Genomic DNA, 22,082 nt, shown 5'->3' with positions numbered 1-22,082 from the left:
CCGTAGTTCTTGACACCCCGGCGGTGAACGGAGCCGGGATGCGCACGCGCGCAACGGCTCCGGAATTCGGAGGGGAGAGCCGATGAAGGTGATCGACCGAACCGTCCGCGGAAATCTCCGCGGTTCGCGCCGCCGGACGCCCACGGCACTGCTGCCGCACCTGCTGTCGGCCGCCGTCGAACGCGATCCCGGCGCGCCGGCGCTCACGTCGGAGGGACGCACCCTCACCTACCGCGATGCCGACGCCGAGTCGTCCCGGCTCGCCCGCCTGCTCATCGCGCGGGGAATCGGCCCCGAGGACCGCGTCGCGGTGCTGCTCACCCGCTCGATCCGGTCCGTTCTCGCCGTCTGGGCGGTCGCCAAGACGGGCGCGGCGTTCGTCCCGGTGGACCCCCGCTACCCGGCCGATCGGGTCCGCTACATGCTGTCGGACTCGAACGCCCGCCTCGCCCTCACGGTGGCCGGGCACCGGCACGTCGTCCCCGAGGGGTTCGACACCGTCGTCCTGGACGGCGCCGAGATCCGGACGGAACTCGACGCCTGCCCGGCCGACCCGCTCGCCTTCGTCGACCGGGTGCGGCCGCTGCGCCCCGACCATCCCGCCTACGTCATCTACACCTCGGGCTCCACGGGGCAGCCGAAGGGCGTCGTGGTCACCCAGGCCGGGCTCGCCGCCTTCTGCGCCGAGCAGGTCGAGCGCTACCACCTCACCCCCGGCGCCCGCACCCTGCACTTCGCGTCCCCCAGCTTCGACGCGTCGGTGCTCGAGCTGCTGCTCGCCGTCGGCGCCGGGGCGACGATGGTCGTCGCCCCGCCCTCCGTGTACGGCGGCGACGAGCTGGCCGAACTGCTGCGCAGCGAGCGGGTCACGCACGCCTTCGTGACCCCGGCGGCCCTCGCCTCGGTGGAGCCCGCCGGCCTGGACGACCTCGGGGTGGTGGTGGTCGGCGGCGAGGCGTGCCCGCCGGACCTGGTGGCGCGCTGGGCGCCCGGCCGCCGGTTCCACAACGGGTACGGCCCCACGGAGACCACGATCATGACGAACATCTCCGGGCCGCTTCGGCCCGGCGAACCCGTCACGATCGGCCGGCCGATTCGCGGAGTCGCCGCCGAGGTCCTCGATTCCCGCCTTCGGCCCGTGCCGGCGGGCACGGCCGGCGAACTGTACCTGACCGGGCCCGGCCTCGCCCGCGGCTATCACGCTCGTCCCGGACTCACGGCCGCGCGCTTCGTCGCCGCGCCCGGTGGCGCCCGGAGGTACCGCACCGGTGACCTGGTGCGGTCCCCGCGCTCGGCCCGCGAGGGCATCTCGTATCTGGGCCGGAACGACTTCCAGGTCAAGGTCCGTGGCTTCCGCGTCGAGCTCGGTGAGATCGATGCGGCGTTCGCCGCGCACTCGACCGTGGACTTCGCCGCCACCGTCGGTCACCGGAGTGGGACGGGGGACACCCGTCTCGTCACCTACGTGCACGCCGCCCCCGGTTCCGCGATCGACGCCGCCGCGCTCACGGCCTTCGTCGCCGAACGGCTTCCGTCGCACATGATTCCGTCGTCGGTGATCGCGCTGGAGGCCATTCCGCTGACGCCGGTGGGCAAGCTCGATCGCGCGGCCCTGCCCGAGCCCGAGATCGCGTCGGCCCCGTACCGGGCGCCGGCCACCGTCGCGGAGGCGGCCGTCGCGGAGGCGTTCGCCGACGTGCTCGGGGTGCCGCGGGTCTCGGTCGACGACGACTTCTTCGACCTGGGCGGCAACTCGCTGCTCGCCACTCGCGTGATCGGCCGAATCAGGGCGGCGCTCGACGTCACCGTCTCCGCCGCCGACCTGTTCGACGCCACCACGGTCGCGTCGCTCGCGGCCCGGGTCGAGGCCGCGCCGGCGGCCGCCCGCGGCCTGCTGCCGCGGCGCCCGCGACCCGACCGGATCCCGCTCTCTCCCGCGCAGCAGCGCATGTGGTTCCTCAACCGCCTCGATCCGGACTCGGCGGTGTTCAACATCCCGCTCGCCGTGCGGCTGTCCGGCAGGCTCGACGTCGACGCGATGCGCGCGGCCGTGCGGGACGTCGTCGCGCGGCACGAGACGCTCCGGACGGTGTACCCCGAGGTCGACGGCGTCGGCGAGCAGCGCATCCTCGCCGTCGGCGACGTTCCGCTCGACCTCGGGCCGGAGGACGCGACCGACTCCGACGCCCCGGCCCGCCTCGCCGGCCTCGCGGGCAGGCGCTTCGACGTCACCGGCGAGGTTCCCGTCCGCGCCCGGCTCTTCCGGATCGCCGACGACGAGCACGTGCTCGCCGTGGTCCTCCACCACATCGCCGGCGACGGCTCGTCGCTGGGGCCGCTCGTCCGGGACCTCGTCACCGCCTACACCGCACGGTCGGCGGGACGGGAACCGTCGTGGGAGCCCCTGCCCGTCCAGTACGCCGACTACACGCTGTGGCAGCTCGACGCCCTCGGCGACGAGGACGATCCCCGGTCCGGGACGGCCCGGCAGCTGGCCTACTGGCGGCGTGCGCTCGCCGGCATCCCCGAGCACCTCGAGCTCGCCACCGACCGGCCGCGCCCCGCGGTCATCGGCCATGCGGGCGAACGGGTCTCGGCGCAGGTCGACGAGGCCACCCGCGACGCGATCGCGGCTCTCGCGCGCGAGCACGGCGTGACCCCGTTCATGGTGCTGCACGCGGTCCTCGCGGTGCTGCTCGCGCGGGTGTCGAACACCCACGACGTGGTTGTCGGCACCCCCGTCGCGGGACGCACGGCCCCCGAACTCGACGGCCTGATCGGCATGTTCGTCAACATGCTCGCCCTGCGGACGGACGTCGACGTCGCCGCGTCGTTCACGACGCTGCTCGAGCAGGTCCGCGACACCGATCTGCAGGCGTTCGCGCACGCCGACGTGCCCTTCGAACGCCTCGTCGAGGTGCTCGACCCGGTCCGGTCCACCGCGCGCCATCCCCTCTTCCAGGTCGGGTTCTCGTACCAGAACTTCGCCCACGACGCCCTCGAGCTGCCGGAACTGCGGATCGCCCCGGTCGAGAGCGATTCGTACGCAGCGCGTTTCGATCTCCACGTCACAGTGGTCGACCACGGTGCGGGCGGCGGCCCGGGCGGTTTCGACGTCGAGTTCGGTTACGCCACCGACCTGTTCGACGCGCCGACGATCCAGCGCATGCTCGACCGGTACCTGCGGATTCTGCGGGCGATCGTCGCCGAACCCGACACCGTCGTCGGCGACATCGATCTGCACGACGCCACGGAACTCGCCGGGATGATGCGGGCATGGGAGGCCGAACAGGCCGACCTCACCGCCGGCCGGACCCTCGTCGACCTGTTCGACGAGCAGGTCGCGGCCACCCCGGACGCACCCGCGCTGGTGTTCCGCGGCGGCACCCTCACCTACCGGGAGTTCGACGCGCGCGTCACCCGGCTCGCCCGCCACCTCGTGGCGCAGGGAGTGGGACCGGAATCCACGGTGGCCCTGTGCATCCGGCGTTCGGTCGACCTCGTGGTGGCGATGTACGCCGTCGCCAAGGCCGGCGGCGCCTACCTGCCGCTGGATCCCGACCACCCCGCGGCCCGCAACGAGTACATCCTCGGCGCCGCGGCCCCGCAGTGCGTGCTGTCGACCACCGCCGACCGGGTCGACGCGCTGGCCGGGCGGACGGTGCTCGACATCGACCGCCTCGACCTGAGCGACGTCGATCCCGCGCCGCTCGATGACGCGGACCGGCGGACACCGCTGCGCGCCGCGAACACCGCCTACGTCATCTACACCTCCGGATCGACCGGACGCCCGAAGGGCGTGGCCGTGCCGCACGAGGCGATCGTCAACCAGATCGCCTGGAAGCGGGCGCACTACGAGCTCGGCCCCGACGACGCGGTACTGCTCAAGACCGCCGCGACCTTCGACCTGTCGGTGTGGGAGTTCTGGTCCGCGCTCACCTGCGGGGCCCGCCTGGTGATCACCGCCCACGACGGGCACCGCGACCCGTCCTACCTCAACGACCTGATCCGCCGGGAGAAGGTCACGACCCTGCACGTGGTGCCGTCGATGCTCGAGGCGCTGCTCGAGGACTCGGCCGGCGAGCTGCCCGACACCCTGCGCCGCGTCCTCGCCATCGGCGAGGTGCTGCCCACCCCGACGGCGGAGCGCGCGCTCGGCGCCTCGAACGCGGACCTGGTGAACCTGTACGGCCCGACGGAGGCGGCCGTCTCGGTGACCGCGCACGCGGTCACCGCACTCGCGCACACGTCGGTGCCGATCGGCGACCCCATCCCCAACACCCAGACGTTCGTCCTCGACGAGCGGATGCACCCCGTGCCGCCGGGCGTGGCCGGCGAACTGTACCTGGCCGGGGTGCAGCTCGCCCGCGGGTACCTGGGCCGACCCGGCCTGACCGCCGAGCGGTTCGTCGCCAATCCGTTCGGCGTGCCCGGCTCACGCCTCTACCGCACCGGGGACGTGGTGCGCTGGCGCGTCGACGGTGACGACCCCGGCCGCGGCACCCTGGAATACCTCGAGCGCGCCGACTTCCAGGTCAAGGTGCACGGGTTCCGGATCGAACTCGGGGAGATCGAGGCCGCGCTGCGCGCCCTTCCGGCGATCCGCGACGCCGCGGTCACCGTCCACGGCGGGGACCGGCTGGTGGCCTTCCTGGTCCCGGCCGCCGGGCCGGTCGACGTCGCCCGGCTGCGCGCCGCGCTGGCCGAGACCCTGCCCTCCTACATGGTGCCCGCCGGCTTCGTCACCCTCGACGCGTTGCCGCTGAACCCGCACGGCAAGCTCGACCGCGCGGCACTCCCCGAGCCGGTGATTGCCCCGCGGAGCCATCGCCCGCCGCGCACTCCGCTCGAGACGGAGGTCGCCGCCGCATACCGGGAGGTCCTCGCGCCGGCCGGGGGAACCGATACCGGGGCGTTCCCGGTCGGCCTCGACGACGACTTCTTCGACCTCGGGGGGAACTCCCTCAGCGCCGTGCGGGTGATCGCCCGGCTGCGCGAGCGCACGAGCCTGCCGGTGTCGCTGCAGTGGCTGTTCCTCACGCCCACCGTCGAAGCCCTCGCCGCCCGGATCGAGGCATCCGCCGGCGATCCCGGTCCGGCCGATCACACCGCAGGGTTCGACGCGGTGCTGCCCCTGCGCCCGGGCGGTTCCGCCGAACCGGTGTTCTGCATCCACCCGGTGATCGGCCTGTCGTGGAGCTTCGCCGGCCTGGCCCGCCACCTCGACCCCGAGCGTCCCCTCTTCGGACTGCAGTCCCCGGCCCTGCGCGACGACGAACCGCTGCCCGAGAGCATCGACGCGTGGGCGGCCGACTATGCGGCCCGGATCCGGCATATCCAGCCGGCCGGTCCGTACCACCTGGTCGGCTGGTCGCTCGGCGGCATCCTCGCCCACGCCGTCGCGGTCCGTCTGCGCGCCGACGGCGACGAGGTCGCCACCCTCGCCCTGCTCGACGCGCATCCGCCCACCGCGCCGACCGGGACCGCCCCCTCCGCGGTCACCGTCGCCGACCTGCTCGGCGCGATCGGAACCGACGTCGGGTCCGACGTCGACCTGGCGGAGTTCACCCCCGCGCGGGCACTGGAGCTGGTCGCCGACCTGCCGGCCCCGTTCGACGCGCTGTCCCTGCCCCGGCTCGAACGCCTCTTCGAGGGCGTGCGCCTGTCCTACCGGCTGCTCGGCGAGCACCGGCCCGCCCGATACGACGGTGATCTGCTGTTCTTCGCCGCGGGGGAGGACGGAACCTCGGCCGCCCGCGCCGCGCAGCAGTGGCGGGCCCACGTCACCGGCACCCTGGCGGTCGAATCGGTCCAGGCCACCCACTGGAAGATGACGTCGCAGGAAGCCCTCGCCCGGATCGGTCCGGTGCTGGACCGCTGGATCGGGGGCGCCCGCTGACCCGTATCCTCCGTCGTCCTCCCGGCGACCGCGGCGGGTGATCCGCGGTCGACCGCCCGGTTTCGGCCGTAACGAAGCGCCCGACGCCCCGATGGTCTAATGGGGCTGGCGCGTGCCACCCTGCACTGTCGTGTGCAGAGGGCAGCGGCTGGGACGATGAGGGATACGCGAGGTGGATGATGCCTGGAGTGCACGCGCAGGACGACCGGCGACGGAGCACGCGGGGATGAGTGTCGACGGTTCGGGGGACCGACGACCGGACGAATCACGCAGCCGCCGGCCGGTCCGGCAGCGGCCCACACGCCGGCGCGGACCCCGCGTCGCCCTTCTGCCCCAGCTCCTGGCCGCCGCGGTCGAACGGGACCCCGGCGCACCCGCCGTGGTGTTCGAGGACCGCACCTTGAGCTACGGCGAGCTCGACTCGGCCTCCTCCCGGCTGGCGCGGCTGCTCATCCGGCGGGGGATCGGCCCGGAGGATGTGGTGGCGGTTGCCGTACCCCGCTCGATCGAGTCGGTGCTGTCGGTGTGGGCCGTCGCCAAGACCGGCGCCGCCTTCGTGCCCGTCGACCCGAACTATCCGGACGACCGCGTCCGGCACATGATCGACGACTCGGGCGCCCGGGCCGGCCTGACCCTCGCGGCCTCGGTGCCCGGCCTGCCCGGCTCCGTGCCCTGGATCGCCCTCGATTCCGCCGAGACCCGCACCACCCTCGCCGAGCAGTCCGCAGCGCCCGTCGCGCTCGACGACCGGGTCCGGACGCTGCGGGCGGAGCATCCCGCCTACGTGATCTACACCTCCGGTTCCACGGGCCGGCCCAAGGGCGTGGTCGTCACCCACACCGGCCTCGAGGGTTTCTGCGCCGAGCAGGTCGAGCGGTACACGCTGACCCCGGACTCGCGGACCCTGCACTTCGCTTCGCCCAGCTTCGACGCCTCCGTCCTCGAGCTGCTGCTCGCCGTCGGCGCGGGCGCCACCATGGTGATCGCCCCACCGTCGGTGTACGGCGGCGAGGACCTCGCCGAACTGCTGCGCAGCCGGCAGGTCACCCACGCCTTCGTCACGCCCGCCGCCCTGGCGTCCGTCGACCCGGCCGGGCTGGACACCCTCGGCGTGGTGATCGTGGGCGGTGAGGCGTGCCCACCCGACCTCGTCGCGCGATGGGCGCCCGGTCGCCGCTTCTTCAACGGGTACGGCCCCACCGAGACCACGATCATGACGAACATCTCGCACGCGCTGCAGCCCGGCGAGCAGGTCACCATCGGCCGGGCCGTCCGCGGGATGACCGCGCACGTGCTGGACGAGCGCCTCAACCCCGTCCCGGCCGGTGTCGTGGGTGAGCTGTATCTAGAAGGGCCCGGCCTCGCCCGCGGCTACCACCGTCGCGCCGCGCTGACGGCCGAGCGGTTCGTCGCCGGGCCCGGCGGCACCCGCCTGTACCGGACCGGTGACCTCGTCCGATCGGGCGAGACCGGCCTGATCTACGCGGGGCGCAACGACTTCCAGGTCAAGATCCGCGGATTCCGCATCGAACTCGGCGAGATCGACGCCGCGCTGGCCGCACACCCCGATGCCGACTTCGCCGTCACGGTGGGACGGCCGACCCCGTCGGGGGAGGCCCGGCTGGTGTCGTACGTTCACCCCGTGCCGGGGGCGGTCGTCGACCCCGACGCGCTGACCGAGTTCGTCGCCCGCCGGCTGCCCGCGCACATGGTGCCGACCGTGATCGTGCCCCTCGACCGGATCCCCCTGACGCCGGTCGGCAAGCTCGACCGGGCGGCCCTGCCCGAACCGGAGCTGCCCGCCCACGAGTACCGCGCGCCCCGCTCCGCCGCGGAACACGCGGTGGCCGAGGTGTTCACGGAGCTGCTCGGCACCGAGCGGGCCGGGCTCGACGACGACTTCTTCGAGCTCGGCGGCAACTCGCTCGTCGCCACCCGCGCGGCCGCCCGCCTCGGGGAGCGGCTCGCCACCCGGGTCCCCGCGCGGCTGCTGTTCGAGGCGTCCACCGTCGAGGGTCTCGCCGCACTCGTCGAACCCTCCGTCGGGGAAGGAGCGCAGCAACCGCTCGTCGCCGGGCCGCGCCCCGACCCGATCCCGCTGTCGCTGGCACAGCAGCGGATGTGGTTCCTCAACCGGTTCGATCCGGCGTCGGCCGCGAACAACATCCCCGTCGCACTGCGCGTCCGCGGGGGGCTCGACGTCGATGCCCTGCGCCGGGCCCTCGCCGACGTCGTGGTCCGGCACGAGGTGCTGCGCACCGTCTATCCCGATCGCGACGGCGTCGGGTCCCAGCTGGTCCTCCCGCCGGAGCAGGCGGCGCACTCCCTCGACCCGGTGCCGACGCCGCCCGACGAGATCCCCGGAGCGGTCGCCCGACTCGCGACGGCCGGCTTCGACGTGACCGCCGAGGTGCCGCTGCGGGTCGCACTGCTGCGGTCGGCCGACGACGAGCACGTCCTCGTCGTGGTCGTCCACCACATCGCCGCCGACGGCGCGTCCATCGCCCCCTTCGTGCGGGACCTGGTCACCGCGTACGTCGCCCGCACCGGCGGCGTGGCCCCCGCGTGGGAACCGCTCGCGGTGCAGTACGCCGACTACGCCCTCTGGCAGCGCGCGGTGCTCGGTGACGAGTCCGACCCCGCGTCGCCGGCCGCGCGGGAGATCGAGTTCTGGCGCGGCGCGCTCGCCGACCTCCCGGATCGGCTCGACCTGCCGACCGACCGGCCCCGCCCGGTGGAGGCGTCGGGCCGCGGCGCCACCGTCGACTTCGAGGTCGATGCCGCCCTGCACGAGGCGGTCGAGGCCACCGCCCAGGCGACCGGCACGTCCGCGTTCATGGTCGTCCACGCCGCGCTGGCGGTGCTGCTGTCGCGCCTGTCGGGCACCGCGGACGTCGCGATCGGCACGCCCGTCGCCGGCCGCGGCGAGCGTGCGCTCGACGACCTCGTCGGCATGTTCGTCAACACCCTCGTGCTGCGCACCCGCATCGAGCCGGCCGCCACGTTCGCCGCACTGCTCGGCCGGGTCAAGGACACCGACCTCGCCGCGTTCGACAACGCGGAGCTGCCGTTCGAGCGGCTCGTGGAGGTGCTCGATCCGGTGCGGTCGACCGGGCACCACCCGCTGTTCCAGGTAGCGCTGTTCTTCCAGAACCTCGACCGTGCCGAGGTGACCCTGCCGGACGTGGAGATCGAGCCCGTCGACCTCGGCGGGGCCATCGCCAAGTTCGATCTGCAGCTGACCGTCTCGCCGCGGGAGGACGCCGGGAAGCCGGCCGGAATGTCGGCGCAGTTCACCTACGCCACAGACCTTTTCGACGAGTCCACGGTGCGGGATTTCGCCGGCCGCCTGATGCGGATGCTCGCGGCGCTCACCGCCGACGCCGGCCGCGTGGTCGGCGACGTCGACCTCCTCGACACCGCCGAGCGCCGCGCCCTCGCCGTCGGCAACGACCGTGCGGTGCATCCGGTCCGAGCGACCGGGCTCCTCGCCGCGTACCGGGACGCCGTCGCCCGCCACCCGGATGCGGTGGCCGTCGTCTTCGGTGACGAGTCGCTGACCTACGCCGAGTTCGACGCGCGCGTCAACCGGCTCGCCCGGCACCTCATCGGTCTCGGGGTCGGACCCGAAACCCTGGTGGCCCTCGCGATCCGGCGATCGATCGAACTCCCGGTCGCGATCTACGCGGTCATCGCGGCCGGCGGCGCCTACGTCCCGCTCGACCCCGACCATCCGGCCGAGCGGATCGGGCACATCTTGGCCACGGCACAGCCGGTGTGCGTCCTGAGCACCCGCGCGGACGCGGCGGACCTGCCCGGCACGGTCGCCCCCGTCCTGGTCGACGACCTCGACCTGCAGTGCTACGCGCCCGACCCGATCCGGGACGGCGAGCCGGCCGGCCCGATCCGCCCGGACACCCCCGCCTACGTGATCTTCACGTCCGGTTCCACGGGACGCCCCAAGGGCGTGTGCGTCTCGCACGAGGCCATCGTCAACCAGCTCGAGTGGATGGCCCACGAGTACGAGATCACCGGCGGCGACGTCTATCTGCAGAAGACCGCCACCACCTTCGACGTGTCGCTGTGGGGCTGGTTCCTGCCCCTGCGCGCCGGCGCCACCCTCGTCGTCGCCACCCACGACGGTCACCGTGACCCCGTGTACGTCGCCGAGACGATTGCCCGGCACGGCGTGACGCTGACCGACTTCGTGCCCTCGATGCTCACCGTGTTCGCCGCCCATGCGCCGGCCGGCACCTGCTCGACGCTGCGGCACGTGTTCGTGATCGGCGAAGCCCTGCCGCCCGAGACCGTCGACGCGTTCCGCCGGGTCTCGGACGCCGCGGTGCACAACCTGTACGGCCCGACCGAGGCGGCAGTCTCGGTGACCTACTGGCCCGCCGGTGACGAGCGGCAGAGCGTGCCCATCGGCGTGCCCGAGTGGAACGTGCGCGTGTACGTTCTCGACGGCCGGCTGCACCCCGTCCCGGTCGGCGTGCCCGGCGAGTTGTACCTTGCCGGAGGGCAACTCGCACGTGGTTACGTGGGCCGCCCGGACCTCACCGCGGATCGCTTCGTCGCCGACCCCGCCGGCGCCCCCGGCGCTCGCATGTACCGCACCGGTGACCTCGTCCGGTGGCGCCGCACCGCCGGCGGCGAGCCCGTCCTCGACTACATCGGCCGCACCGACTTCCAGGTGAAGTTCCGCGGTCAGCGGATCGAGCTGGGGGAGATCGAGACGGCTCTGCTCGCGCAGCCCACGGTCGGTCAGGCCGTGGCGCTCGTCGTGCCCACGGCCACCGGTGAGCAGCTCGTCGGATACGTCGTCCCCGCCCCGGGCGCGGCGGTCGAGAGCGCGCAGCTGCTCGGCGCCGTCAAGGAGATCCTGCCCGCGTACATGGTGCCGTCGGCGCTCGTCGCGCTCGACGCCTTCCCCCTCAACGCGAGCGGCAAGCTGGACCGCAAGGCGTTGCCGGAGCCGGTGTTCGAAACCCGCGGGTTCCGCGGGCCGCGCACGCCTGTCGAGGAGATCGTCGCGGGCATCTTCGCCGACGTGCTCGGCCTCACCCGCGTCGGTCTCGACGACGACTTCTTCACCCTCGGCGGGAACTCGCTCGTCGCGACCCAGGTCGCGGCGCGGCTCGGTGCTGCGCTCGACACCAAGGTGGCCGTCCGCGTGCTGTTCGAGACCCCCGAGGTGGAGGCTCTCGCGGCCCGCCTCGAATCCGAGGTCGGCCGGACCGGGCGCGTCGCCCTGCGCCCCCGGCCGCGACCGGAGGTCGTCCCGCTGTCCCTCGCCCAGCAGCGCATGTGGTTCCTCAACCGCTTCGACCCCGACTCCGCGGTGAACAACCTGCCGCTGGCCATCCGGCTCCGAGGTGACCTCGACGTCGGGGCGCTGCGCGCGGCGGTCGACGACGTGGTGTTCCGGCACGAGTCGCTGCGCACGGTCTACCCGGAGGTCGACGGGGTGGCGCGCCAGGTCGTCCTGCCCACCGCGGATCCGGCCGCCGGACTGGAGCCGACGCCGGTGAGCGAGGCCGACCTCGCGGCCGCGGTCGCCGCCGAGATCGGTGCCGGATTCGACGTGACCACCGGAGTCCCGCTGCGGCTGAGACTGTTCCGGCTGTCCGAACGGGAGCACGTGCTCGTCGTCGTGCTGCACCACATCAGCGGCGACGGATTCTCGATGGGGCCGCTCACACGCGACGTGATGCTCGCCTACGCCGCACGGGCCGCCGGCCGGGAACCCGACTGGGCGCCGCCGGCGATCCAGTACGCGGACTACGCGCTGTGGCAGCGGGAGGTTCTCGGCGCCGAGGACGATCCCCGGTCGGTGCTCGCGCAGCAACTCGGCTACTGGCGCAGAACGCTGTCCGGGATCCCCGACCAGCTCGACCTGCCGGCGGACCGGCCCCGTCCGCCCGTCGCGTCGAACCGCGGTGCCGTCGCCGGCTTCTCCGTGGACGCCGGCACGCACGCGGCGCTGACGGCCCTCGCCCGGGAGCACGGCGTCACGCTGTTCATGGTCGTCCACGCGGCACTGGCCACTGTGCTGGCGCGGCTGTCCGGCACCGAGGACATCGTGATCGGCACGCCCGTCGCCGGGCGGGGCGAGGCCGAACTCGACGACATCATCGGCATGTTCGTCAACACCCTGGTGCTGCGCACCCCGGTCGGCCCCGGCGACACGTTCGCCGCCCTCCTCGCTCGCGTCCGCGAGACCGACCTCGAGGCGTTCGGCCATGCCGACGTGCCGTTCGAGCGCATCGTCGAGGTCCTCGATCCGGAACGGTCCCAGGCGCGGCACCCCCTGTTCCAGATCGCGCTCAGCTTCCAGAACCTGGCGCGCACCCGCCTCGAACTTCCGGGCCTGGCCGTCGAACCGGTCGACTTCGCCTTCGACCAGGCGAAGTTCGATCTGCAGGTGACCGTCTCGGACGTGGTCGCCGAGGACGGTGCGCCGGGCGGGCTGTCCGTGGCGCTGACCTATGCGACCGACCTGTTCGACGCCGGCACCATGGAGGCCTTCGCCCAGCGGTTCACCCGGGTGCTCGCGGCGGTCGCCGCCGATCCGGCCACGGTGGTCGGGGACATCCCGCTGCTGCCGGACGAGGAGCGGGCCGTCGTGCTCGAGGCGTGGAACGCGCCGGGCACCCGCGCCGCCGGCGAGACGCTCGTCGACCGGTTCCAGGCGCAGGCCGGCCGGACCCCCGACGCGGTCGCCGTCACCGCCGGCGACCGCAGCCTGACCTACGGGGAGCTGGCGTCGCGCGTGAACCGCCTCGCCCGTACCCTGATCGACCGCGGAGTACGGCCGGACAGCCTCGTGGCCGTGGCCCTGCCGCGCACCGAGGAACTCGTCGTCGGACTCCTCGCCGTGCTCCAGGCCGGCGGTGCCTACCTGCCGTTGGATCTGACGTATCCGGCGGACCGCCTCGAATTCATGCTCGCGGACGCCGCTCCCGTCTGCGTGCTCGTCTCCGGCACCGATCGGGAGGCGCTGCCGGACACCGCCGTCGAGGTGATCGACGTGTCGGCGCTCGATCTGTCCGCGGTCCCCGGCGCACCGGTCGGCGACGACGAACGACGGGCCTCGCTGCGCGTCGACAACCTCGCGTACGTCATCTACACGTCCGGCTCCACCGGCCGTCCCAAGGGCGTGCAGGTTCCGCACCGGACGGTCCTCGAACTGTTCGAGAACACGTGGCCCGCCTTCGAGTTCGACGAGCGGGACGTGTGGACGATGTTCCACTCCTACGCGTTCGACTTCTCCGTGTGGGAACTGTGGGGACCGCTGCTCTACGGTGGCCGGCTCGTCGTCGTCGACCACTACACCTCGCGCTCGCCCGAGGACTTCCGCGCCCTGCTGGCCAGGGAACGGGTGACGGTGCTCAACCAGACCCCGTCGGCGTTCTACCAGCTCGCCGAGGCGGACCGCGCGGCCGCGGAACACGGCGGCGGCGAGACGGGCCTTCCGGCACTGCGGTACGTGATCTTCGGTGGTGAGGCGCTCGATCTGCGGCGGCTCGCCGGCTGGTACGCCCGGCACGCTGAGGACGCGCCGCGTCTGGTCAACATGTACGGCATCACCGAGACCACCGTGCACGTCTCGCACCTGCCGCTCGCCGCGGCCGACGCGGGACTCGCCGCGAGCGTGATCGGCCGCGGCATCCCCGGGCTGGGCATCTACGTCCTCGACGCGCGCCTGCAGCCCGTTCCGGTCGGCGTGCCGGGGGAGATGTACGTGCGCGGAGCGCAGCTCACCCGCGGCTACCTGGGACGCGCCGACCTCACCTCCGGCCGGTTCGTCGCCGATCCGTTCGGCGCGCCCGGCACCCGCATGTACCGGACGGGCGACATCGCCCGCTGGAACGCGCGAGGACAGCTCGAGTACGCCGGACGCAGCGACTCCCAGGTCCAGTTGCGCGGCTTCCGCATCGAACTCGGCGAGATCGAGGCCGCTCTCACCGGCGTCGCCGGTGTGGCGCAGGCCGTCGCGGTCGTGCGCACCGACGAACGCACCGGCGACCGCCTCGTCGGCTACGTGGTGCCGCGCGCGGGACACGACCTCGAGCCCGCGCCGGTCCTGGACTCGGTGGCCCGGTTCCTCACCGGATACATGGTTCCCGACGCGATCGTGGTGCTCGAGACGCTGCCGCTGACCGCGAACGGCAAGCTCGACCGCAGGGCTCTACCCGCTCCGATATTCAAGGGCGACAAGAGATTCCGTGCTCCCGGCACCCCCACCGAGGTCGCGATCGCCGCGGTCTTCGCGGAGGTCCTGGGCGCGGAGCGGATCGGTGCCGACGACTCGTTCTTCGCGCTCGGCGGCGACAGCATCGTTTCGATCCAGCTGGTGTCGCGGGCGAAGGCCCGCGGTGTGGTCTTCACCCCCCGCGACGTGTTCGAACGCAAGACCGTGGCCGGGCTCGCCGAGGTCGCGCGCGTCGGTGCGGAGGCGGCGGTACCCGCGCTGGCCGAGCTTCCCGGCGGCGGCGTCGGCGACATGCCGTTGACGCCGATCGTCCGGTTCATGGTCGAACGCGGCGGCCGATTCGATCGCTACACCCAGACGATCGCGCTGGAACTGCCGGCCGGCATCGACCGCGACGGCGTCGTGGGAACCCTCACGGCCGTCGTCGACCGCCACGACATGCTCCGGGCGCGCCTGCGCCGCAACGGCTCCGGCGACTGGGAGCTGTCGACCACGCCGCCGGGCAGCGTCGACGTCGACGCGCTCGTCGCCCGCATCGAGGTCGCGCCCGGGACCGACGAACAGGCGCTCGCCGACCTCGCCGCGCGGGCACTCGACGAGGCCGAGTCGCGGTTGCGGCCGGCCGAGGGCGTCGTGCTGCAGTTCGTGTGGCTCGACCCGGGCGCGGCGCGCACCGGGCGGCTCGTCGTCGTCGCGCACCACCTCGTCGTCGACGGCGTCTCCTGGCGCATCCTCGTTCCGGACCTCGTCACGGCGTGGGCGCAGCTGTCGAACGGCGGACGTCCGGAGCTTCAGCCGGTCGGCACGTCGTTCCGGCGCTGGGCGCACGCCCTCGCCGAGACCGCGGTCCCGGCCCGTGCGGCCGAACTCGGGCTGTGGCGCTCGATCGTTGACGGGCCCGATCCGATGCTCGGCGCGCGCCCCTTCGATCCCACCGTCGACCTCGCCTCCACGGTGGATAAGGTGCGGATCCAGGTCGATCCCGCGACGACCGACGCATTGCTGACGACGTTGCCCGCACGGTTCCACGGGGGCGTCAACGACGCACTGCTCGCCGCGCTGGCACTCGCCGTCGCCCGGTGGCGCCGCGACCGGGGCGTCGCCGAGACGTCGGCGCTGGTCCGGCTCGAGGGGCACGGCCGCGAGGAGGAGGTCGTCCCCGGCGCGGACCTCGGCCGCACCGTCGGCTGGTTCACCACCATCTACCCGGTCCGGCTCGACCTGTCCGGGGTGGATCTCGACGACGCGTTCGCCGGGGGCCGCGCCGCGGGCGCCGCGATCAAGGCCGTCAAGGAGCACCTGCGCGCCGTTCCGGACAAGGGCATCGGCTACGGGCTGCTGCGCCATCTCGATCCGGCCGCCGGCGCCGTGCTGCGGGCGCTGCCGTCCGGGCAGATCAGCTTCAACTACCTCGGCCGGATCGACGCCGGCGAGATCCCCGAGGGCGCGGCCGGTCTCGGCTGGCTGCCCGCCGGGGACCTCGGCGACCTGTCGGGTCGCGACGACGCCGACGCGCCCGCGATGGCCACGGTCGACATCAACGCCGTCGTGATCGGCGGCCGGCTCGGCGCGAACTTCGGATACGCGAGCGGTCTGCTCGACCGCGGCGACGTCGAGGAACTCGCGCAGCTGTGGGTGCGCGCCCTGGAGGCGCTCGCCGCCCACGCCGCCCGACCCGACGCGGGCGGTCTGACTCCGTCCGACGTCCCCCTCGTGCACGTCGGCCAGAGCGACCTCGACACGTGGGAGACGCGGTACCCCGCCCTGGTCGACGTGTGGCCGCTCGCCCCGCTGCAGTCCGGTCTGCTCTTCCACGCGATGCTCGCCGACGGCCGGCCCGACGTCTACACCACCCAGGTGCTGATCCACCTCGCGGGCCGGGTCGACGTGGCCCGGCTGCGCCGGGCGGCGGAGGCACTGCTCGAGCGGCATCCCAACCTGCGCACGGCGTTCGTCGCCGGCGAGTCCGGCGAGCCGGTGCAGCTGGTGCTCGACGACGTCTCCCTGCCGTGGCGCGAGGTCGACGCCGTCGGCGCGGACGGCTCCGACCTGGAGGCGATGGTGCGGGCGGACCAGGACGTCCCGTTCGACATGGCCGCCCCGCCACTGATCCGCTTCCTCGTCGTGCGCACCGCCCCGGACGCGTGGACGCTGGCCGTCAGCAGCCACCACATCCTGCTCGACGGGTGGTCGATGCCGCTGCTGCTGAAGGACCTGCTCACCCTCTACGCGACCGACGCCGATGCGGCGATCCTGCCGCGGGTGCCCGCGTATCGCACCTATCTGGAGTGGTTGGCCGCGCGCGACCACGACCGGTCCCGCCGGGCCTGGGCGGACGCGCTGGCCGGCCTCGAGGAGCCGGCCATGCTCGCCGAGGTGCTCGGTGACGGCGAGGCGGGAGCCGTGGGCGGCGCGGAGCACCGCGTCGCGATCGACGCCGACACCACCGCCGCGCTGACCGAGTACGCGAGCCGGCTCGGCGTCACCGTCAACACCGTTCTCCAAGCGGCGTGGGCCGTGCTGGTGGCCCGCTCCACCGGCCGCGACGACGTGGTGTTCGGAACCACCGTCTCCGGCCGGCCCGGCGGGCTCGAGGGTGTCGAGTCGATGGTCGGGTTGTTCATCAACACGATTCCGGTGCGCGTCCGCCTCGACCCGGACATGGCGGTCGACGCGGCGCTGCGTACCCTGCAGGCCGAGCAGGCCGACCTGCTCGACCACCACCACATCGGGCTGGCGGAGATCCAGCAGCTCGCGGGGACCGGCGCGTTGTTCGACACCCTGTTCGTGTACGAGTCCTATCCGATCGACCGGAGCGGCCTCGAGCAGGCCAGCTCGATCGACGGCATGACCGTCGCCGGCGTGAACACCCGGGACGCGACCCACTATCCGCTCACGGTGGTGGCCACGGCCGAGGAGTCGCTGGCCTTCGGGTTCAAGTACCGCCGGGACGCCTTCACGGCCTCCGCCGTGCAGAACCTCGCGCAGCGCTACCTCCGGGTGCTCGGCGGCCTCGTCGCCGGGACGGCCGGCACGACCGGGCAGCTCGAGATCCTGGGCGACGCCGAGCGCGACGATCTCGTCCGACGGACCGGACGCCCGGCGGAACCGGCCGTGCCGCTGGCCGACCTGCTGGCCGCGGCCGCCGCCCGCGACCCGCAGGCCACCGCACTGTCGTACCGGGGTCGCGAGCTGACCTACGCCGACCTCGATGCCCGCTCGTCGCGGCTCGCGCGTCTGCTCATCGCCCGCGGCGTCGGGCCCGAGGACGTCGTGGCCGTGGGGCTGACCCGGTCCTTCGAGTCCGTGATCTCGGTGTGGGCGGTCGCGAAGACCGGTGCCGCGTACGTGCCGGTCGATCCCGGCTACCCGGTCGACCGGGTCGTGCACATGGTCACCGACTCGGGGGCGCGGGCGGGAGTGACCGTCGCCGCCGAACGCACCGGCCTGCCCGACACGATCCCGTGGGTGGTGCTCGACGACGAGGAGGTCGAGTCCGAACTCGCCGTGCTGTCGCCCGCGCCGGTGACGGACCGTGACCGGGCGCGTCCGCTGCATGTGGACAACCCCGCCTACGTCATCTACACCTCCGGCTCCACCGGGCTGCCGAAGGGCGTGGTCGTCACCCACACCGGCCTGGCCAACTTCGCCGCCGAACAGCGCGAGCGTTACGGCCTCGGACCGGCCACCCGGGCGCTGCACTTCGCGTCGCCGAGCTTCGACGCCTCGGTGCTCGAACTGCTGCTCGCGGTCGCGCCCGGGGCCACGCTGGTGATCGCACCGCCCACCGTCTACGGCGGCGCGGACCTGGCGGAACTGCTGCGTCACGAACGCGTCACCCACGCGTTCGTGACGCCCGCGGCACTGGCGTCGGTCGATCCCGCGGGCCTCGACGACCTGCGGACCGTCGTGGTCGGCGGCGAGGCGTGCCCACCGGAGCTCGTCGCGCGATGGGCGCCGGGCCGGGCGTTCCACAACGGGTACGGGCCCACCGAGACCACCGTCATGACCAACATCAGCGATCCGCTGACCCCCGGCGGGCCGCTCACGATCGGCGGGCCGCTCCGGGGCACGCGCTCGCTCGTCCTCGACGACCGGCTCCGGCCCGTGCCGGTCGGGGTGGCCGGCGAGCTGTATCTGTCCGGCGTCCAGCTGGCACGGGGGTACCACGCCCGGCCGGCGCTGACCGCGTCCCGGTTCGTCGCCGATCCGTACGGCACCGGCAGCCGCCTCTACCGCACCGGCGACGTCGTGCGATGGACCGGGGCGGGCGAGATCGAGTACGTGGGCCGGTCGGACTTCCAGGTGAAGGTCCGCGGCTTCCGGATCGAACTCGGGGAGATCGACGCCGTGCTCCGCCGTGATCCGGCGGTCGACTTCGCCGTCACCGTCGGACGGACCTCCGAGGCGGGCGTCGTGCGGTTGGTCTCGTACGTGACGGCGCGGCCGTCGGCGACCGTCGACACCGCCGCGTTGCTGGCCTCGGCGGCGAGGGCGCTGCCGGGACACATGGTGCCGTCGGCGATCGTCGCCCTCGACGAGGTCCCGCTCACGCCGGTGGGCAAGCTCGACCGTGATGCGCTGCCGGAACCGGACACGGCCACGCGGCCGTACCGCGCCCCGGAGACCGATGCGCAGCGGGCCGTCGCGGACATGTTCGCCGAGGTGCTCGGCCTCGACCGGGTCGGGCTCGACGACGACTTCTTCGAACTCGGTGGCAACTCCCTGGTGGCGACGCAGGTCGTCGCGCGCCTGCGGGACGCGCTCGGGGTGGAGGTGCGGGTGCCCTGGTTGCTCGCGGCGCCGACGGTGGAGTCGTTCGCCTCCCGGATCGGCGGCGACGACGCCGGCGGGGACGCGGCGCTCGCCGTGGTCCTGCCGCTGCGCGCCGGCGAGCCCGACGTGACCCCGCTGTTCTGTATCCATCCGATGATCGGCCTGGCCTGGCCCTATGCGCCCCTGGCGGCGCGGCTCGCTCCCGGCCGGCCGGTCTTCGGGCTGCAGACGCCGGCGCTCACGGACCCGGGATTCGTCCCGGCGTCGATCGAGGCGCTCGCGCAGCGATACGCCGACGAGATCGCGCGGGTCCGTCCCGAGGGGCCGTACCGGTTGGCCGGCTGGTCGCTCGGTGGGGTGCTCGCCCACGCGGTGGCGGTGGAGTTGCAGGCCCGCGGCGCCCGGGTCGAGCACCTCGCGATGCTCGACTGCATCCCGCGGATCGACACGGACCGCTTCGGCGCCGAGTTCGCCGAGAACCTCCGCAGTCTCGGAGTGGACGCGGATCCGGACGCGCTGCGCGACGGTTTGCCGGCGGAGGCGGCGAACGCTGTGGCCGCCGCGGTGCCCCGGGAGCTGATCGAACTCGACGCGCCGCGGGTGCAGCGCATCTTCGCCGCGGCGGTGCTCTCCCCGCAGCTGATCAACCGGCACGAACCGGGGCTCTTCGCCGGCGACGTCGACTTCTTCAGCGCGCGGGACGAGCACCCGACGGAGGCAGACGCGGCGGTTCTGTGGGTCCCGTACGTGTCCGGGCGGGTCCGGAATCGGTTCGTGCCCGGAGCGCACGGCGCGATGATGGATCCCCCCGCCCTCGACGTGATCGTGCCGGCGTTGGATCGTGACGCGATCGATGTGACGGATGTGAACGGTGAGGTTTCTGACGGCCGGTACGCAAGGTAACGTTCACGCCCGTGCTGTCGATTCAGTACATGCTGCGCCGCAGGGCGCACCCCGGTTCGCCGGGGCTTGGGGACGCCCGCCCGCCGGGCCTGAGGAGGTTGACGGAATGAGTGTTGTCGAGTCGCGGAGCCGCGCTCGGAGGCTGGGAACAGCCGCGATCTCGGCGGCGGTACTCGCGCTGCCGCTGTTCACGGGCGCCTCGTTCGCCTCGGCCGACCCGGTGGCCGACACCCTGCAGCCCATCACGGCCGTCACGTCCGAGAACGGGTCGTACATCACCAGGATCGAGAACTACGGAGAGCAGCAGCTGCTCGTCTGGGTCTACTCGGCGTCCATGGAGGAGGAGATCCTGCTGGACGTGTGGCGCCCGGCCGACACCAGCAAGCCCGCGCCGACGCTGTACCTGCTCAACGGTGCCGGCGGCGGCGAGGACATGGCCACCTGGCGGGGTCGCACCGATGCGATCGAGTTCTTCAAGGACAAGCACGTCAACGTCGTCTCGCCCGTCGGCGGCATGTTCAGCTACTACACCGACTGGAAGAACCCCGATCCCAAGCTCGGCGTGAACAAGTGGGAGACCTTCCTGACCAAGGAGATCCCGCCGCTGGTCGACGGTGCGCTCGGCACCACCGGCGTCAACGCGATCGCGGGCATCTCCACCTCGGGCACCTCGGTGTTCCAGCTGCCTCTCGCCGCGCCGGGACTGTACCGGGGTGTCGCCGCCTACAGCGGCTGCGCGCAGACCTCCGATCCGATCGGCCAGCAGTTCGTCAAGACCACGGTCGAGACGTGGGGCAGCGGCGACACCGAGAACATGTGGGGACCGACGAACGACCCGACGTGGGCGGAGAAAGATCCCTACGTCAACGCCGAGAAGCTGCGCGGGCTCGAGATGTACATTTCCAACGGCAGCGGTCTGCCCGGTCCGTACGACACGCTGACCGGACCGGAGATCGACGGGGACGCCGGTGTCCTGGCGAACCAGATCGTCGTCGGTGGCGTCATCGAGGCCGCCACCAACTACTGCACCCACAACCTGAAGAACCGGCTCGATACGCTCGGCATCCCCGCCACCTACAACTTCCGCGAGACCGGAACCCACTCGTGGGGCTACTGGCAGGACGACCTGAAGGACTCGTGGCCCGTGCTGCAGCGGGCCCTCGGGGTCTGACACCCGGCGCGGTGAGCATGCGAACGGCCCCTCCCGCCGGGAGGGGCCGTTCGCATGCCGGGGATCTACGGGTGTCAGCCGGCGGGCGGCGCCGTGCAGGGCGCGGGCACGGTCTCGGCGTACTGCGGATCGAGAGCCGACTTCACCAGGTGCAGCGACTCCGGAAGTTCCAGGAGGGCGAGGTGATCGGCCGGGCTGGTCGGGCACACGTCCTCGACCCACACGTTGTGCACGACGCTGTCCGCGCCCGGTTGCAGGAACGCATTCTCCGGAGGCGTGGCCACCGTGTCCTGACGGGTGGCGATCGACGTGTAGTCGATCCCCGGCAGGGTCTCGGTTCCGGAGTTGAGCCGGGCCAGCACGCGCGATCCGATCAGCTGCTGACGACCGGCGATACCGAACACCATCTGCGCGACGCGCTCGGTGGCCCATTCCTGGTTGCCCAGCCCCAGGCGGGCGAACAGGGAATACAGCTGCTGCATCCCGTTGAAGGTGGTGCCGTGGTTGGTCGCCCCCAGCATCACCAGCTTGTCGACCTCGTTGCGGGCCGGGTCCGCCGGGTCCGCGCCGCCCTCGAACCGCAGGTACTGACGGGAGACCGGTCCACCCTGCGAGTGGCCCACGAGATCGACCCGATCGGCCCCGGTGTGAGCGCGCACCGCATCGACGAACTCGCCGAGCTGCTTCGCGGATTCCTCGATGCTCCCGACGCCCCAGATCATGAGGCCGGGGTCGACGAGCGAGCGGATGCCCCCGTAGTTCAGGGCGTAGACGCAGTAGCCGAGGTCGGCGAGCTGCGGAGCCGCCACGGCCCACGAGCTGGTCATGTCCATTCTCGTTCCGTGCACGAGAACCACCGGCCGGGGATGTTCGGGGGAGGGCACGCAGTCGAGGTTGTTCGCCCCTGCGGGGCTCGGCCCCATCGATTCGAGCAGCGCCGGCAACGAGGCGGCGTCGGTGGTGTCCGCGGCGGCCGTGGGCAGCGCCGGCCCGGCGGCGGTCAGGGCGGCGGCCATCACCGCGACGGTGATCCGGCGGGCATACTTCATCGGCATTCCTCCGAGGGGCCGCACTGCGGTGACAGTGCCGTGGCTGCAGCAGCCGTTGTGCGGCCGCGG

Annotated in this window: 4 protein-coding genes; 3 read left to right on the top strand and 1 reads right to left on the bottom strand. The window is 73.0% G+C overall.

The genetic code is table 11. The features are described from left to right. Nucleotides 1-88: 88 nt before the first annotated feature. The 3 genes from ISO16_RS08025 (at nt 89) to ISO16_RS08015 (ending at nt 20,964) form a co-directional block, all read left to right on the top strand. Nucleotides 89-5,899, top strand: coding sequence for an amino acid adenylation domain-containing protein (locus ISO16_RS08025; RefSeq protein WP_442800824.1), 5,811 nt, complete (start codon nt 89-91; stop codon nt 5,897-5,899). A 226-nt stretch (nt 5,900-6,125) separates the two neighbouring features. Continuing rightward, on the top strand, nt 6,126-19,793 hold the full coding sequence (locus tag ISO16_RS08020; protein ID WP_072635678.1) for a non-ribosomal peptide synthetase: 13,668 nt from the start codon (nt 6,126-6,128) through the stop codon (nt 19,791-19,793). Between the two features lie 106 nt (nt 19,794-19,899). Next, nucleotides 19,900-20,964 (top strand): alpha/beta hydrolase, encoded by a 1,065-nt coding sequence (locus ISO16_RS08015; RefSeq protein ID WP_442800814.1) that lies wholly within the window; start codon nt 19,900-19,902, stop codon nt 20,962-20,964. 74 nt (nt 20,965-21,038) lie between these two features. Here the strand turns inward: ISO16_RS08015 and ISO16_RS08010 are convergent, their stop codons facing one another. Continuing rightward, nucleotides 21,039-22,013: a lipase family alpha/beta hydrolase gene (locus ISO16_RS08010; protein WP_072635677.1), complete on the bottom strand. Its 975-nt coding sequence runs from the start codon at nt 22,011-22,013 to the stop codon at nt 21,039-21,041. Nucleotides 22,014-22,082: the final 69 nt, after the last annotated feature.

This window comes from Rhodococcus sp. M8, assembly GCF_015654185.1.
In the GTDB taxonomy this organism is placed as follows: Bacteria; Actinomycetota; Actinomycetes; order Mycobacteriales; family Mycobacteriaceae; genus Rhodococcus; species Rhodococcus aetherivorans.
The sequence above is the reverse complement of the archived record's forward strand: the minus strand, read 5'-3'. Positions and strand labels throughout refer to the sequence as shown.

What these genes read in the sequence shown, in the direction of transcription:
- ISO16_RS08020 (WP_072635678.1), top strand. Translation starts at nt 6,126, where the DNA reads ATGAGTGTCGACGGTTCGGGGGACCGACGACCGGACGAATCACGCAGC.
- ISO16_RS08015 (WP_442800814.1), top strand. Translation starts at nt 19,900, where the DNA reads ATGAGTGTTGTCGAGTCGCGGAGCCGCGCTCGGAGGCTGGGAACAGCC.
- ISO16_RS08010 (WP_072635677.1), bottom strand. Translation starts at nt 22,013, where the DNA reads ATGAAGTATGCCCGCCGGATCACCGTCGCGGTGATGGCCGCCGCCCTG.